Annotated in this window: 16 protein-coding genes; 6 read left to right on the forward strand and 10 right to left on the reverse strand. The window is 64.0% G+C overall.

All coding sequences use genetic code 11. From position 1 onward, the window contains the following. Nucleotide 1: 1 nt before the first annotated feature. The 5 genes from V1288_RS17980 to V1288_RS18000 all read right to left on the reverse strand — a co-directional run bounded on the left by V1288_RS17980 (nucleotide 2) and on the right by V1288_RS18000 (nucleotide 5,756). Nucleotides 2-1,012, reverse strand: coding sequence for a tripartite tricarboxylate transporter substrate binding protein (locus V1288_RS17980; protein ID WP_334358296.1), 1,011 nt, complete (start codon nucleotides 1,010-1,012; stop codon nucleotides 2-4). A 132-nt stretch (nucleotides 1,013-1,144) separates the two neighbouring features. Continuing rightward, nucleotides 1,145-2,140, reverse strand: a complete 996-nt coding sequence (locus tag V1288_RS17985; RefSeq protein ID WP_334358297.1) for a zinc-dependent alcohol dehydrogenase family protein — start codon at nucleotides 2,138-2,140, stop codon at nucleotides 1,145-1,147. A gap of 388 nt (nucleotides 2,141-2,528) precedes the next feature. Next, nucleotides 2,529-3,683, reverse strand: coding sequence for an alpha-hydroxy acid oxidase (locus V1288_RS17990; RefSeq protein WP_442894034.1), 1,155 nt, complete (start codon nucleotides 3,681-3,683; stop codon nucleotides 2,529-2,531). 104 nt (nucleotides 3,684-3,787) lie between these two features. Then, nucleotides 3,788-4,603, reverse strand: coding sequence for an MlaD family protein (locus V1288_RS17995; protein WP_334358299.1), 816 nt, complete (start codon nucleotides 4,601-4,603; stop codon nucleotides 3,788-3,790). A gap of 226 nt (nucleotides 4,604-4,829) precedes the next feature. After that, nucleotides 4,830-5,756, reverse strand: coding sequence for a DMT family transporter (locus V1288_RS18000; protein ID WP_334358300.1), 927 nt, complete (start codon nucleotides 5,754-5,756; stop codon nucleotides 4,830-4,832). Between the two features lie 389 nt (nucleotides 5,757-6,145). Between V1288_RS18000 and V1288_RS18005 the strand changes: the two genes are divergently transcribed. Beyond that, entirely contained in the window at nucleotides 6,146-6,310 is a 165-nt protein-coding gene (locus V1288_RS18005; protein WP_334358301.1) for a hypothetical protein, read from the forward strand. A gap of 23 nt (nucleotides 6,311-6,333) precedes the next feature. Here the strand turns inward: V1288_RS18005 and ybaK are convergent, their stop codons facing one another. Further along, on the reverse strand, nucleotides 6,334-6,807 hold the full coding sequence (gene ybaK, locus V1288_RS18010; RefSeq protein ID WP_334358302.1) for a Cys-tRNA(Pro) deacylase: 474 nt from the start codon (nucleotides 6,805-6,807) through the stop codon (nucleotides 6,334-6,336). Nucleotides 6,808-7,086: 279 nt separating this feature from the next. On the opposite strand from ybaK, the gene V1288_RS18015 reads away from it, so the two are divergent. Both V1288_RS18015 and V1288_RS18020 read left to right on the forward strand, forming a co-directional pair. Further along, on the forward strand, nucleotides 7,087-8,379 hold the full coding sequence (locus V1288_RS18015; protein ID WP_334358303.1) for an adenylosuccinate synthase: 1,293 nt from the start codon (nucleotides 7,087-7,089) through the stop codon (nucleotides 8,377-8,379). 50 nt (nucleotides 8,380-8,429) lie between these two features. Next, nucleotides 8,430-10,040, forward strand: a complete 1,611-nt coding sequence (locus tag V1288_RS18020) for a hypothetical protein (RefSeq protein WP_334358304.1) — start codon at nucleotides 8,430-8,432, stop codon at nucleotides 10,038-10,040. A 166-nt stretch (nucleotides 10,041-10,206) separates the two neighbouring features. Here V1288_RS18020 and V1288_RS18025 read toward each other — a convergent pair whose 3' ends face one another. Continuing rightward, entirely contained in the window at nucleotides 10,207-10,473 is a 267-nt protein-coding gene (locus tag V1288_RS18025; RefSeq protein WP_334358305.1) for a hypothetical protein, read from the reverse strand. 736 nt (nucleotides 10,474-11,209) lie between these two features. On the opposite strand from V1288_RS18025, the gene V1288_RS18030 reads away from it, so the two are divergent. The 3 genes from V1288_RS18030 (at nucleotide 11,210) to V1288_RS18040 (ending at nucleotide 13,856) form a co-directional block, all read left to right on the forward strand. Then, a complete protein-coding gene (locus tag V1288_RS18030; RefSeq protein WP_334358306.1) occupies nucleotides 11,210-12,313 on the forward strand; it encodes a DUF2336 domain-containing protein in 1,104 nt (367 codons plus the stop codon). A 268-nt stretch (nucleotides 12,314-12,581) separates the two neighbouring features. Next, a complete protein-coding gene (locus tag V1288_RS18035) occupies nucleotides 12,582-13,004 on the forward strand; it encodes a DUF5413 family protein (RefSeq protein WP_334358307.1) in 423 nt (140 codons plus the stop codon). 294 nt (nucleotides 13,005-13,298) lie between these two features. Then, nucleotides 13,299-13,856 (forward strand): DUF4112 domain-containing protein, encoded by a 558-nt coding sequence (locus tag V1288_RS18040; RefSeq protein WP_334358308.1) that lies wholly within the window; start codon nucleotides 13,299-13,301, stop codon nucleotides 13,854-13,856. A gap of 91 nt (nucleotides 13,857-13,947) precedes the next feature. On the opposite strand, the gene V1288_RS18045 is transcribed toward V1288_RS18040, so the two are convergent. The 3 genes from V1288_RS18045 to V1288_RS18055 all read right to left on the reverse strand — a co-directional run bounded on the left by V1288_RS18045 (nucleotide 13,948) and on the right by V1288_RS18055 (nucleotide 15,261). Continuing rightward, complete coding sequence (locus V1288_RS18045; protein WP_212417802.1) at nucleotides 13,948-14,232, reverse strand: hypothetical protein; 285 nt, start codon at nucleotides 14,230-14,232, stop codon at nucleotides 13,948-13,950. A 232-nt stretch (nucleotides 14,233-14,464) separates the two neighbouring features. Beyond that, nucleotides 14,465-14,629: a DUF3309 family protein gene (locus tag V1288_RS18050; protein ID WP_212417801.1), complete on the reverse strand. Its 165-nt coding sequence runs from the start codon at nucleotides 14,627-14,629 to the stop codon at nucleotides 14,465-14,467. 257 nt (nucleotides 14,630-14,886) lie between these two features. After that, a complete protein-coding gene (locus V1288_RS18055) occupies nucleotides 14,887-15,261 on the reverse strand; it encodes a hypothetical protein (protein ID WP_334358309.1) in 375 nt (124 codons plus the stop codon). Between the last annotated feature and the right edge of the window lie 105 nt (nucleotides 15,262-15,366).

A 15,366-nucleotide genomic window follows, 5' to 3' on the forward strand; every position in this document is an offset into this window, starting at 1 on the left:
GTCAGATCCGCGGAATGCCGGCGTCGTTGATCACCTTCGACCATTTGTCGATTTCCGACGACACCAGCGCGCGCATCTCGTCCGGCGTGCTGCCGCGGACTTCGCCGCCGGTGGCCGTCTCCAGCGCGGTCTTCGTCGCGGGATCGGCCAGCATCGACTGGATCTCGGTGTTGAGCCGTTTGACGATATCTGGCGGCGTACCCTTGGGGACTACCAGCCCGGCCCAGGTGCGGACGTCGAAGCCTTTGACTCCGGCTTCCTGCGCGGACGGCACGTTGGGAAGCAGCTTTGTGCGCGCAGGCGAGGTCACCGCGAGGCCGCGAATGGCGCCGCTCTCGATCTGGCCTGCGAGCAGCACAGTTGTTCCGACGATCACAGGAACGTCTCCGGCGAGCAGGGAGGTGACGGTCAGTGAGTCACCGCGATAGGGGACGTGCACCATCTTGGTGCCGGCGGTGATATTCAGCAACTCGCCGGCGAGGTGATGCGTGCTGCCGAAACCGACCGAGCCGTAGCTCAGGTCATCTGGCTTCGCTTTCGCCATCGCAATCAGGTCCGCCAGCGTCCTCGCCTGATGGTCGGCGCGAACCGCGATCACCAGCGCGTAATAGACCATCGTCGACAGCATCTCGAAACTGTCGGTGGGGCTATAGGCGAGCTGCTTGTAGAGCGCTCCCGAAATCGCGTGCGCTCCCGTGACGAGGCCGATCGTGTAGCCGTCCGGCGCGGATCTGGCGACGGCGTCCGCCGCGAGATTGCCGCCGGCCCCCGGCTTGGCTTCTACCAGCACCGGCTGTCCCAGTCGCTTGGAAAGCCCGTCGGAGACGATGCGCGCCATGGTATCGGCGGCGCCGCCCGCCGCAAAACCATGCAGCAGCCGGATCGGCCGGTTGGGATAGGGCTGCGCGGCGGCGATCGAGGACGTAACACATATCAGGCCGGCGAGACTGACGATGGCTGCCATGCAGCGCAGGGCAGACCATCTATGCAGTAGATCCAGCGATCGAGCCATTTGTTTCATCCCTGATGTTTTGTTTTTGTCGTAACGCGGTGCGATTACCTGGTGCTGCTAGCTGGCACCGCGCACCGCCGGAGAGAGTTCGTTAGCCTCGCCGGCCGGGCCGACGCCGCGCGAGCACGCCGCTCAGTCCGGGGTCATCACGATCTTGCCGAATGCGGCGCCTGAATCGAGCAGTTCATGCGCGGCGCGCACTTCCGAGAGCTTGAAGCATTTGAAGATCGACGGGCGAATGGCGCCGTCGGCGAGATAGCCGATCATCCTGCGCATGATGTCGCGCCGACCGTCGCGGTCGTGATCATAGATGTGAAAGGAAAAGCAGCGGATCGCCGGGCAGATATCGAGATACTTCCGCATCTCGCCCATCAGGTTTTCGGTCGGCAGTCCGGCAAACGCGTTGTAGGAGATGAGGGTGCCCCATTTATCGAGCGCGCCGAGGTAGGAATAGAATTCCGGCCCGCAGACGTGATCGAGCACCAGGCTGACGCCGCGGCCGTCCGTCAGCGCGCGGGTGCGGGCGATCACGTTCTCGTCGCGGTAGAAGATGGTTTCATCAGCCCCCATCTTGCGCGCGAACGCGGCCTTCTCCGCCGTAGAGACGGTCCCGATCACTTTCATCCCGGCGATTTTCGCAAGCTGCACCAGCGAGGTCCCGACCCCGCCGGCTGCGCCGACGACGAGGGCGGAGTGGGCTGGCGTGCTGGACCCGCAATTGTTCAACAGCGCCCAGGCGACCTGGTAGTTCGGCAGGCAAACGGCGTCCTCGAACGCGACGTTCCCTGGCAGCATGTGCACGGCGTCCGCAGGCGCCGCGACATATTCGGCATAGCAACCGCCACGCTGGGCAAGGTCGCGCGCGCTCAAGAGCACCCTCTGGCCGACGGAGATCTCGCTCACCTCGGCGCCGACGGCTTCGATCTGTCCGGCGACGTCGTTGCCGGGATTGGCCGGCAGCGGCGGCATCCATTTGTAGACGCCGCTGCGGATCAGTCTGTCGGGCTGCCCGACGCCGAAGGCCTTGGCGCGGATCAGGACGTCCCGCTCGCCCAGGGCCGGCATTGGCAACTCGGTGTAGTCGAGCGCCTCCGGGCCTCCCGGACGATGCACCAATACAGCCCTCATGCGAATGCCGCTCCCCAATTTCAAGTATTTTCGAAAATATTGCTCATTGCGAAAATGATTGCAACAGGATTTTGCCAATCTGCACCCTGGTCGCCGGCCCTATCCAGCCCACGCTCAACTGCGCTGCAAAACGCCTCCGGTGCGATCAGCTCCGGCTGATTGCTCGCGGGTGGCCGACGGCAGTCCATCCGACAAGAGCACTTGAGGATGCCCCGGCGGCGAATTCCCGTCGTGCTCGGCAAAATTTTCGAAAATAGTGGATTTTTAAGGTGAAGCTTACCGCCACCAACCCGCGAGAAGTCTGCGGGCACGCCCTTCAGGCGCAAGCCAGTGACGGCCTACGACATCAGGAGTGCAGGGCGGGCGGAGGTGAGCGCCGCTTCGGCTGCTAGAATTTCCGCACCAGATCCGGCGTGATCTCGCTCAGATTGCGGATGCCGAGCAGCGCCAGGTCGCGGTCGATCTCGGCCTTGAGCAGCGTGATCGCGCGCTGCACGCCGGCTTCGCCGCCGGCAATCGCGGCATAAAGGAAGGGACGGCCTATCCAGACGAAATGCGCGCCGAGCGCGAGCGCCTTGATCACGTCGGTGCCGCGGCGGATGCCGCCATCGACCATGACTGTCATCCCGTTTGCTTCGGCCGCGATCTCCGGCAGCGTGCGCAGGCCCGACATCGTGTAGTCGAGCTGGCGGCCGCCATGGTTGGACAGCATCACGCCGTCGACGCCGCTCTCGCGCGCGATGCGCGCATCGGTCGGCGAGATCAGTCCCTTGACGACGAGCTTGCCCTTCCAGCGCTTGCGGATCAGTTCGACATGCTTCCAGGCGAGCTGGTCGCGGGCGCCGATGTTCCGCATCAGGTTTTTTGCCAGCACCGGCGGGCCGCGTTTGGCGTCCATGTTCTCGAAATGCGGCATGCCGTGGTGCATCACCGTGCGGGCCCAGGTGCCGAACAGCCAGTGCGGATGGGTGACCGTGTCCCAGAACACGCGCGGCGTGATCGCGAGCGGCACCTGAAAACCGTTCCGGATGTTGTTCTCGCGGTTCGGCGGTACCGGCACGTCGGCGGTGACGACGAAGGTGTCGTAGCCGGCCGCCGCCACGCGATCGACCAGCGGCTCGATCCGCTCGGGCAGGCCGGCGAGATAGGCCTGGTACCACGCCGCCTGGTTGGCGGCGCGCACATCCTCCAGCGTGATCAGCGACGAGGCGCTGAGAATCATCGGCACGTTCTCAGACCTGGCCGCCTGCGTCAGCGCGATGTCGCCGCGATAGGCGCACAGCGCCGAAGAGCCCATCGGCGGAATGCCGAACGGCGAGGCATAGGTCTTGCCGAACAGCGTCGTGGTCTGGTCGCGGCCGGAGACGTCGTTGAGCACGCGCGGCACAAAGCCGTATTCGTCGAAGGCCTTGCGGTTGTCGCGGACGGCCGCGTCAGTCTCGGCACCGCCAGATATGTAGCCGTAAAGGAATTTTGGAATCCGGCGCCGTGCGGTCGGTTCGAAATCGTCGAGCGAGAGATATTTTTGCAAAGCCCGCGGCACCGCGCTTTCGGTGCGGTTCACCGTCGTGGGCGGCGCGGTCAGGCTAGCGGATTTGTCGAGCACGTCGGGCGTTCCAGTTTTCTTGGTTGTTGTGCGGAGGCAGGTTAGCGGCGGGGAGGCGGTCCGCCGAATTTCTGGCCGGCCTTGGTGACGGACGCGCTGACCTCGCCGAGCATTTTTCGCGTCTCGGCGATCAACTGCCCGGACTTCTTGTCGAAACTTTCGATCAGCTCGCGCATCGAAATCACGGTCGGCAGCAATTCGCCGCCATATTTGTCGCTGGCGAGGCTGCCGAGGAAATCCTTGGTCTTGGTCAGCGCGTCGTCGACGGCGTTGACGCCGTTTTCGGCGGTCGCGATGATGGAAGTGATCTTCTCGCCATTGCCGGACAGCGAGGCGGTGAACGTCTCGAAATTCCGCAGCGTATCTTTGATCGCCACCTCGTTGTCTGATATCACCCGGTCGACATTGCGCAGCGCCGCGCGGATCTTTTCCTGGGTGTTGAGCATCCCTTCCGGATCGGCGGTCAGCTCGGGAATGCCGTCCGCGCCCTTTGGCGGCGGCGCCGCCTCGTCCGATCCGCCGGTGAACGAGATCGCCGCAATGCCGGTCAGCCCCTGAAATTCGAGGCCGACTTGCGTGTCGCTTTTCACCGGCGTGTTGCCGTCGATCATGGCAAGCGCCACGACGCGGCGCGGATGGTCGAGCTTGAGCGAGACCACGTCGCCGACCCGGATGCCGGCGAAATTGACGCTGCCGCCCTTGCGCAGGCCGGACGCCGAGCCTTCGAAGATCACGCGGAACGGCACCTTCTGCTTGGCGCTGACGAACTTCTGATAGCCGAGAAACCCGCCCAGCGATCCCCCGATCAGGACCAGGACGAGCGTGCCGATCATCAGATTGCTGGCGCGAACCTTCATCGAACCCTTCCGAAGCAGGGCCAAGAAATAGCGGATTTAGCCCGGTAAGTCACCGCGAGCCCCTTAACCTCTCGCCGCTTGCGGGGAAAGGTCGAAATTTGCGGGAAGCGCGAATTTCGGGCGAGGGGAGCGGTACAAGTATCGCGGCATCGTTATCTGCGGAGAGAGCCCATCGCCCTGACCCATCTCGCCGCGAGAGTAGGGAGAGCGAAGGATAGTCCTGTCGCTAGCCAGATTGTTTCCGCGACGCCACAAACACCCCGGCCAGCACCAGCGCGAAGCCGATGAAGTGGAACGCCTGCGGATGCTCGCCGAGGAAGACGATCGACATAATGGTTCCGAACACCGGCACCACGTGGAAGAACGGCGCGGCGCGGTTGGCGCCGATCAGTTGCACGCCGCGATTGAAGCAGAGATAGGCGATCGTCGAGGGAAACAGCGCGACATAGAACAGCGTCAGCAGATTGGCGGTGTCGATCTGCATCGGCGGCCGCGCGAACAGTTCCCAGATGAACAGCGGGATCAGGCAGGCCGCGCCGGCTCCGAAGGTGAAGGCGACGAATGACAGGCCATGGATATCGGGGCGTTTCAGCGACAGCACCGAATAGATCCCGAAGATCGCCAGCGCCACGATGAAGATCAGGTCGCCGATATTGAAGTCGATGCCGGACAGCTTGGTGAGGTCGCCATGCATCAGGATGATCAGCACACCGGCCATCGACAGCATGACGCCCGCCGCCTGCGCCAGCGTCAGCCGCACGCCGAGCAGCAGCAGCGACCACACCGCGACCACCAGCGGGCCGGCCGACTGCAACAACAGTGTGTTCAGCGCCTGGGTGTGCTCGAGCGCCCAGTATTGCAGCGTATTGAACGCGCCGATGCCGGTGATGGAGAGCAGGATCATGATGCCGAGGCGGCTGCGGATTGCCGCCCAGTCGCGCGCCAGATGCTTCCACGCAAACGGCAGGATGATCAGGAATGCGAACGACCAGCGCAGGAACGAAAGCGTCACCGGCGCGATATGGCCGGCGGCCAGCCTTCCGACGATGGCGTTGCCGGCCCAGCATAGCGCGGTGATGCTGAGCAGCAGATAAGGCTGGTTGGCGAGCCAGTTTCCGGATCGGGCGGGTGAGGTCTGTTCGGATGCCGTCATCTAAGGCCCGGTGCATGGCGCCGCGGCCCGCCCGGCTGACGTCGCCGGGCCGGAATGCAGCCCGGCCCCCGTCACAGACACGGATTTGGGGCGCTCATCAATGGGGCAGGATGCATCGCGACCATGCACCCCGCCTTATTCTGTTCCTTGTCCGTTGTTTGGGGTTGCCAGCGGGCGGGCGGATATGCAATCAAAGGACGATTGATTCATGCGACCCAACCCTGGTTTGTTTTTCGGGCGCATGCAGTGGGTTATTCCGGGCTAATTTCAGTACAGGGCGTTCGTTCGATCGCTGGGACCACGGTTTTGCAGGCGGCGGCTGCGCAACAGCTTTGTCTGTCCGTGAGGCGAATTTCTAGAGAAGATGGGTCATTCCTTTGAACAATCCGATGTCGGCCGAAGAAGCCGAAGCCGAAACACGTCACCAGTTTGCCGTTCGCGCCAATTCGATCCTGGCGTTCATCGAATGCGATGAGGAGCAACGCCCGAAACTGCGCAACGCCATCATCGAGGCGATGCTATGGGCGCAGACGCAGCCCACACTCACCCAGTAGCGGCTTGCCGAAGCCAAAGCCGCTCACGTCACCAGTGCGCGCGCGATCGCGCCCGCAGCCTTCACGGCGTCCTCGGGAGCGAGTTCGACCTGCAGGCCGCGCTGGCCGCCATTGATGAACACGCTGGCATGGCCGAGCGCCGCCGCCTCGATCGCGACCGGCACGCGCTTCTTCTGCCCGAACGGCGAGATGCCGCCGACATGGTAGCCAGTCAGCCGTTCGGCATCCGCCGGCCGCATCATCTTCGCCGCCTTGGCGGCGAAGGCGCTGGCGAGCTTTTTCATGCTGACCTCGCAGTCCGACGGCACCACGGCGCAGACCGGCTTGCCGTCGACCTCGGCCATCAGCGTTTTGAGCACGCGCGCAGGCTCAACGCCGAGCGCTTCCGCCGCCTGCAGCCCGATGCTCGCCGCATCCGGATCGTAGTCGTAGGCATGCAGGGTGAATTTCACGCCAAGCTTTTCCAGCGCCTGGGTTGCACGGGTGGTTTTCGACATGGCCTTTCCGTCATTGCCGGATGTTAATGCGCCTCTCGTCCGGTGGTCACGAATTTTACGGGGATATCAATGGGTTGGAGCCGTTCTAAGACCCCCCTAAAGCCGCCTTCTTGCTTGCCTAGAGCACCCGCTTCCTTTATCCGGTGGGGCTGCCTCGCGTGCGAACGGCCCCGGCCGTGATTTGGGCTGGGCAAGCTAGCGCATGATCCGGAAAAGGGGAGACCGGTTTTCCGGAAAGGTCATGCTGGGACCAATAGATTTGCAGGGAACACTTTAGAAATGGCCAATGTTGTCGTCGTCGGCGCCCAATGGGGCGACGAGGGGAAGGGCAAGATCGTCGACTGGTTGTCGGAACAGGCCGATATCGTCGTGCGCTTCCAGGGCGGCCACAATGCCGGCCATACGCTCGTCATCAATGGCGAGACCTACAAGCTGGCGCTGCTGCCGTCGGGCGTATTGCGGCCCTCGAAGCTGGCCGTGATCGGCAATGGCGTCGTCTTTGATCCGCAGGCCTTTCTCGATGAAGTTGCACGGCTGAAGGGGCAGGGCGTCGCCATCAGCCCGGACAATCTGCGAATCGCCGAAAACGTCACGCTGATCCTGCCGTTGCACCGCGATCTCGACGCCTTGCGGGAATCCTCCAATGCGGTCACCGCGATCGGCACCACGCGTCGCGGCATCGGACCTGCCTATGAAGACAAGGTCGGCCGCCGCGCCATCCGCCTGATGGACCTCGCTGACCTCGACACGCTGCCGCACAAGATCGACCGTCTGCTGGCGCATCACAACGCGCTGCGCCGCGGGCTCAACCTGGAGGAGATCGACGGCGGCGGCATCCTGAAGGAGCTCTCCGCGCTGGCGCCAAAACTGTTGCCCTACGCCGAGACGGTGTGGCGGCTGCTCGACATCAAGCGCCGCGAGGGCAAGCGCATCCTGTTCGAGGGCGCGCAGGGCGCGCTGCTGGATGTGGATCACGGCACCTACCCTTACGTCACCTCGTCCAATACGGTGGCGGCGCAGGCGGCGACCGGCACCGGCCTGGGCCCGGCCTCGGTCGGTTACGTGCTTGGCATCTGCAAGGCCTACACGACTCGCGTGGGGCAGGGACCGTTCCCGACCGAGCAAGACAACGACATCGGCCGCAAGATCGGCGAACGCGGCCGCGAGTTCGGCACCAATACCGGCCGTCCACGCCGCTGCGGCTGGTTCGATGCGGTGCTGGTGCGGCAGACCGTCCGCACCTGCGGCATCACCGGGCTGGCGCTTACAAAACTCGATATTCTCGACGGCTTCGACACCATCGAGGTCTGCACCGGCTACATGCTGGACGGCAAGGAAATCGACCATCTGCCGGCGGGCGAGGGCGCCCAGGCCCGGGTGGTTCCTGTTTATGAGACGATCGAGGGTTGGAAAGAGCCGACCGCCAATGCCCGTTCCTGGGCGGACTTGCCGGCCCAGGCCATCAAATATGTCCGCCGGGTCGAGGAACTCGTGGGTTGTCCGATTGCATTGCTTTCCACCAGCCCCGAACGCGAGGATACTATTCTGGTACAGAACCCGTTCGAGGCTTAACGGGATGTTACCGCCAAGGCTCCAATATCGAGCTGCAGTATTGAAGAGAAATGGCTGATTATTACCCGCTGATCGCACGCGCTATCGCCGGCCTGGACCCTAATGCTCCGGGCGAGAGCCGCCGCGCGCTCTATGAGCGGGCCCGCACTGCGCTGATCGCGCAGTTGCGCAGCGTTCAGCCGCCGCTTTCCGAATCCGAAATCACTCGCGAGCGGCTGTCGCTGGAAGAGGCCGTGCGCAAGGTCGAATCGGAAGCCGCCCAGCGCGCCCGCGAGGCCTCGCGGCCGGGCGGCGGCGCGGCAGCGCGCGGCGGCGACGCCTTCCGCCGCGCCAATGCGCGTCCGCCGGAAGCCGCATCTGCCGCTGCCGCCGGTTCTGCGTTACGTCCGCGTCCGCCGGCTCAAGGCACCGCGCGCGAGGCGCGTCCGCCGCTTGGCCAGGAAGAGCCGCGCCCGCCGCGCAATCTGCGCGCCGATGCGCCGCCGCCCGGTGCGCCGCGCCCGCAGCCGCCGCAAATTCCAATGCAGGATGCCGGGCTCCCGCCGCCGCCTCGCGGAGGCGGCCCCCGCCGCGGTCCCGATAATGGCGCGCCGCAGATGCCTCCGCCCCCGCCGGGCGTGCGCGGCTTCCGCGACATCGCCGCCGATGCCGACGATCTCGGCCGTGCCGCGGCGCAGGCCAATCGCAACGCACGGAAGACCTACGCCAACGTGCCGTCGCCCTCGCCGGAATTCGACCGGCTCGAGCCGAGCATGGAAAACCGCGGCGCCGATCCCGAGGCGCCTTATTCGTACGACGAATCGCTGGCGGAAGCCGACCGCTATGCGCCGCCGCCGCCGCTGCGCGATCGGCCGCGGCTCTCGCAGGATCGCGACCGCGAGCCGAAGAAGCGCGCCCGTGCCGGCACGGTGTTTCCGTTCAAGAGCGCGATTGCGGTCGGCATCGTGCTGATTCTGGTCGGCGCCGGCATCCTGTGGGGCAGGTCGGTGGTCTCGGCCGTGAGCAGCCTGTTCAAATCCTCGACCGTCGTGGAAGCGCCGAAGGATCCGGCAGCGCCGCAGTCGCGCCCGAAAATCCCCGATCGCGTCGGCCAGCCGTCGCCGGGCGAGAACGTGGCGCCGGTGGCGCAGCGCGTCGTGCTCTATGACGAGGACCCGTCCGATCCGAAGGGCAAGCAATATGTCGGTTCGGTGATCTGGCGTACCGAACCGATCAAGGCGAGCGGCAACCAGAAGCCTGACGTTGCCGTGCGCGCCGACATCGAGATTCCCGACCGCAAGTTCAAGATGACGATGTCATTCCGCCGCAACACCGACAGTTCGCTGCCGGCGAGCCACACCGCTGAATTGACCTTCATCCTGCCGCAGGATTTCTCCGGCGGCGGCGTCGGCAACGTGCCGGGCATTTTGATGAAGTCCAACGAGCAGGCGCGCGGCACGCCGCTGGCAGGCCTTGCCGTGAAAGTCACCGACGGCTTCTTCCTGGTCGGCCTCTCCAACGTCGATTCCGATCGCGCCCGCAATTTGCAGCTCCTGAAGGAGCGCTCCTGGTTCGACGTGCCGCTGGTCTATGTCAACCAGCGCCGCGCCATCATCGCGATCGAAAAGGGCGGCCCCGGCGAACGCGCGTTCAACGACGCGTTCGCGCTGTGGGGGGAGTAGCCGCCGGAAGCGCAGTGGATGCGCTTTCAGGCTGATCTTCGTTGAGCCGGGAAATCGATCGCGGCGCGGCGTAGCGAAAGAGTCCGGCAGGAAAACAAAACAGCCGCAGCATTGCACATTGCCCGACTGAGGCTGTTCAGCGTTCATCTTCGAGCGAAGCGATCTGTTACTCGGCGGTGGCGGCTCGTTTCCGTGCGGCATGCTCGCGGTCCATCACGGCACGGCAGCCCGGACTGACCTGCGCGCGGTGCCTGACCATGCAGGCGGTGATTCGCTGGACGTTGGGGACCTCATGGCCGCATAGCCGCATGGCGTCGCCCGTGCACATCTGCTGCGCTTCCGAGAAGGCAAGGCTCGGGCGTGCGGAAAGCGCCGTCGCCGCGACGGCGATGGCGAAGAGAAGTGCGATTCTGCTTGTACGATGGAAAGTCATCGATGCGTTCCCCAAGGTTGCGCGCGGTGCTGGCCGCTGTTCACTGGGGGCGCTGCACGCGGTTTGCACTGCCGCACGCGTCATCCATCACCCGGGAGTCGCCCGGTGTGGTTGCTCGAATTCTGCCGATGTTCGAATCAAAAGTGCTGCGCCGTCCCGCCGAATTATGCGCTAATGCTGCGAAGCTGCAATGGCTCGCACCAACACTTCCCTCGACTGTTGCGTGCACGCCACGTCGATGAAGCGCAGATGCGCGACACTCGGTTTTGACGCTGCTCTGTTGTCAGCTCGATAGGTTCCGAAGAAGGAACAGATACGGGTCTCTGCGTCTTTCGTGCCGGGTGATGACGGTCCTGTGCGGATTGTAGCGTCGAGGCCTCCGGAAGCGGACGTTGCCGCCAGGCGCGGCTGCCCAGCCGGCCGGGCCTGGCGCAAAACTCCGTATAAATGCGGAAAACACCGGCACCGAAACAACCACCCGTTAGGGAAACTTGAGTACGATGGGCGGCTCGCACCCGCCCTATTGCTTTCGTTGGAGTGAAAAGGCTGCCGAAACCGGCCTTTCGAATGGCGCTCAAATGCTTGTTCATTCCGCTGCCGATAGATCCACGAAGACCCCGGCCATCCGCGCGATGGAGCGGCCGCTGGAAGCGTTCCGAACCGTGGGCCCGAAGGCGACGACCGGTGCGGAGGTGGGATAGCCATGGCTGCCGCTTCGCCGGATCTGCGCAAGGAATTGAACGGCGCCGAAGAGGATGGACCCGAGCACGATGCCCGAATTTTCGAGGAGGTGACGGACCTGTTCCTGTCCAATGTCGACCGCCTCAGTGACTCCCAGATCGCCGCGGTCGATGGTGTCCTCGCCCACCTGATCGCGCGGGTGGACGCAACGACCGTGATCCAGCTCAGCGAGGCCCTGTCCACCATCAACCGGGCCCCGCGGCAGACGATCCGCCAGCTTGCGTTCCACGAACAGCCGAAGGTAGCCGCGCCGGTTCTGAGAAGCTCCAACTGTCTGTCGGAGGCCGACCTTCTTGAAATCGTCAAAAGCCGTAGCCAGCAGCATCTGCTGGCGATCTGCGACCGAAAGACGCTCAACGAGGCGCTGACGGACGCGCTGATGAGATTTGGCGACGTCAGCGTCTCCAACGCGCTCGCCCGGAACGCGGGGGCGCGTTTTTCCGAATGCGGCTACGCGACGCTGGTGGGGCGGGCGGAGCGTGACGAGGGGCTGGCGGAAAAGCTCGGCGTCCGCCTGGACATTCCCGGCAGCTTGCTGCGAGAGCTCATCGGCAAGGTCGCCGACGTGGTTCGCGCGCGGTTCTTGACGGCGTCGCGGCCTGTCGTTCGCGAGAAAACACAGGCCGCTGCCGCGGCGAGTGCCGCACAGAGCAGCGCGCCCCGGAAGGCGATTGACTACACCCAGGCGCAAAACGAGGTCATTGCACTCAACCGCACGGGCAAGCTCAACGATTCGATCGTGAACCGGTTTGCGGTGAGGGGCGAATATACCCATGTGGTCGCGGCGCTCGCCCTGAAGGCGGACGTCAAGGTCGAGGCCATCGAACCCTTGCTCGAGCCCGACCGGGTCTATGGGCTGATCGTCGCGTGCAAGGCCGCCCGGCTGACCTGGTCGACGACGACGATGATCGTTCGCAACCGGCCCAATTGCCCGCCCTCCACGGACCGGGAACTCGAACAATGCGTGGCGGTGTTTGAGTCGTTGCTGCTGTCGGTCGCGCAATGGACCATCCGGTTCGGGTCGGATCGGATTCTGGCCAAGAAGAACGAGCCTGCCGCGGCGACGACGGCGAGCAAGAAGGTGAGCCAGCCTGCCTGACACCGGCTTTGCCGGCGCACGAAATCGGCGGGTACCCACCGTCATCGCCCGGGCGAGATTCAATTCGAATCTGACCACGTTCAGCTCGCCGGGGCATCATGGTTGCATCGAAGACTCTTGGCCCCTTGACTCCACGCTGACTGGATTTGAAATTGCATGCGGCCAGGGCGTTGATGAGAAGCCGTATCATGTCCGGTTAAGGAAGCGCGCAGTTGGTCCGGTAGAGGGTCTTGTTTCCTGATACATGGAGTCAACGCAGAGGGTCGCCATGAAACGCTATCTGATCTTCGGAGCTATCGGCCCGTTCGTCGGCGGGTTTTTGATGCTGTTCGCGACGACGGTGGCTTCGGGCTACTGGAACGAGACCAGTTGGTCGGAGATCGCAAAATTTCTCGGCGCGTTCGTCAAGACGCTGCAATACAGCTACCTGTTCGGCATCGTGCCGGCGCTGATGATCGGCGCCATCGACGACATTCTCTATCACGTCAATCGCATTTCTCCCGTGGTGCGGATGCTGATCCTGGCGGCCATCGGCTTTGCGGCATCCTCATTGCTCTATGGTTCGCGCGGGCCGGATACCGGCGTGATGCAGTTTTTGCTCTACGGCCTCGTCGGCATGGTGCCTGCGACGCTGTCGTCGTGGCTGGCGCACAGATATGCCGACGCGCCGCAGCCGGTGCATTCGACTTAACGTGCAGCCGTGATCCGTAGGGTGGGCAAAGGCGCGTCGGCGCCGTGCCTGCTAGGCCGTCATTGCGAGCGAAGCGAAGCAATCCATTGTCACCGCATGCACCGAAGGATGGATTGCTTCGCTGCGCTCGCAATGACGCTGAACGGCCGCAGCGTACTGGATCGCCCAGCCGTAGGACGGGTATCGCTTCGCTCCACCCGCCCTACGGGCCTCTCTCCCCGCGTTGAGGAACAGCCTCCGAATGCGCAGCGATATTTTGACGCAACTTGCAGCTCGCATTCGCGTTACCATGTGATGACCATGTCAAACGACGATATCTACACGCCGCCCCGTCCGCACGCCGAGCGACCGTTTTCGCGCTCAGAGCAGCCGTTTCGTGGCCGCGCGCCGGGGCGGGGTCCTGTCATCGACCAGGAGGGACGCGAGCTTCCCGAAGCGAACCTGCACACGCGGTTCGAGGGGTTGCGGTTCGACTTCGGCCATTCCGCCGCCAATCCGTTCGGCGATCTGACGCGCGAGCAGCGGCTGGCGCGGCTCGACGCCATCGCCAAACTGCTGGATGTCGCCTTCATCGTACCCGGCACCAAATTCCGCTACGGCATCGACGGGCTGATCGGGCTGATCCCCGTGGTCGGCGACATCATCACGACGGCGATTGCGCTGTGGGTGGTGCGTGAGGCGCGCGCGCTCGGGGCGCCCTGGCACATCACGGCGCGGATGCTCGCCAATGTCGCGGTTGACGGCGTGGTCGGCCTGGTGCCGGTCGCGGGCGACGCCTTCGACGTCATGTTCCGCGCCAACGTCCGCAACGTGCGCATGCTCAAGCGCTGGCTCGATAAGCAGCCGCGCTGACGCATGACGCCAGAAAAGAAAATACGACGCCGCCAAAAAAACATGCCCTCGGAGATGCTCCGAGGGCAGTCGATTTATCGATGGCGGAATGTCAGGCCGCGTCGGCCTTGTCTTCGGCGCTCGCGGGCGCGCGCGGACGGCGCGGCAGCGGGAAGGCTTCGCTTTCATAGAGCGAGCGGATGCCGCTCTGGTCGAAGCGGGCTTCCTCGACCTGCAGATACGCGCCATTCAGCGAGTCCGCCGGCAACTCCTCGATCGCGAAGCGAACCGCCTCGGCCGCGGTGCCAAAACGCCGATAGGCAAACCCGGCTCGCTTCTTCTTGCGGATCGCGGCGGGAAACAGCTCGGCGGCGGTGTTGTAGCTGAATGGACGCATGGACGGTGACCTCAATCTTTTTAGGCTCTTGCGTGTGAGCAATGGGGATTGGATGACGGTGGGCCACCATGGCGGGCCTCGCCGTGCACGTCATTTCAGTCCCCAATATAAGCTTCTTTGACAAAAATGCGACCCCCGAAGCAGCGGATCGGGGGTGATGATGAATCCACGCATGGCTGCGGGGAACGCAAATTTAATTAAGTTTTTTCAGCGGCTTAGCGGCTAAAATCGCTCAAATCTTGCCGAGCAGCAGCAGGATCAGGAGCACGATCAAAATTACCCCGGCGAGGCCCATGCCGGAATGGCCGTAGCCGTAGCCATAGCCCCGGAAACGGCCGGAGAAGCCGCCGAGCAGGAATATAATCAGGATAATGACGAGTATCGTCCCAAGCGACATGGCGCGCTCCCCGAAGGCCTGCGGGCGTCTCCCCCAAAAACGCTCCCGCCGCCCGCATCAAAGCATATTCCGAACCGCGAGTCCTTGGTCGAACCGCCGGAAGGGATGGGGCAAATGTGCGTGCCGTCATTCCGGGGCGATGCGCAGCATCGAACTACGATGTGCAGTGCACATCGGAGAATCTCGAGATTCCCCGATGTGCAATTGCGCATCTGAGGTCTGGTCCTTCGGACCATCCCGGAATGACGACTACGTCGTCACTTCTTCGTCTCGTCGATCGGCAGCACCTTCAGCGACGTCGCATAGGGCTCGACGCGAAGGCTGTCGCTGGCGATCAGGCCTATTCGGTGCAGCGGCGCCTGTTCGAGATCGCCGCCGGCGGATTTGCGCACCGCGTATTGCCACGCGCTCATCGAGCCCTTGGCGACCAGCATCTTGGCGACGCCGCCGGCGTTGTGGCCTTCGATCTGGGCCAGATCGCCCTCGCTGATCCCGATCACGATCTCGTCCTTGGCGGTGATGACCTTGAACAGGGAGACCTTGTCGGCGGCAAAGGCAGGCTGGATCACAACGCTCTCCATGATGAGGGTGGCTGCGCCGACACCGAGCAGCAGACGTTTGGAAATGTGCATTTCGAAATTTTCCTCGAATTCCGCGACGGGCAAACCGGGAAGAAACGTCCCGTCAAACAAAAAACCCGCGCGACCAGCTCTTGGTCGCACGAGGTGAAAAACAGG

The sequence above is a fragment of the Bradyrhizobium sp. AZCC 2176 genome (assembly GCF_036924645.1).
GTDB lineage: Bacteria > Pseudomonadota > Alphaproteobacteria > Rhizobiales > Xanthobacteraceae > Bradyrhizobium.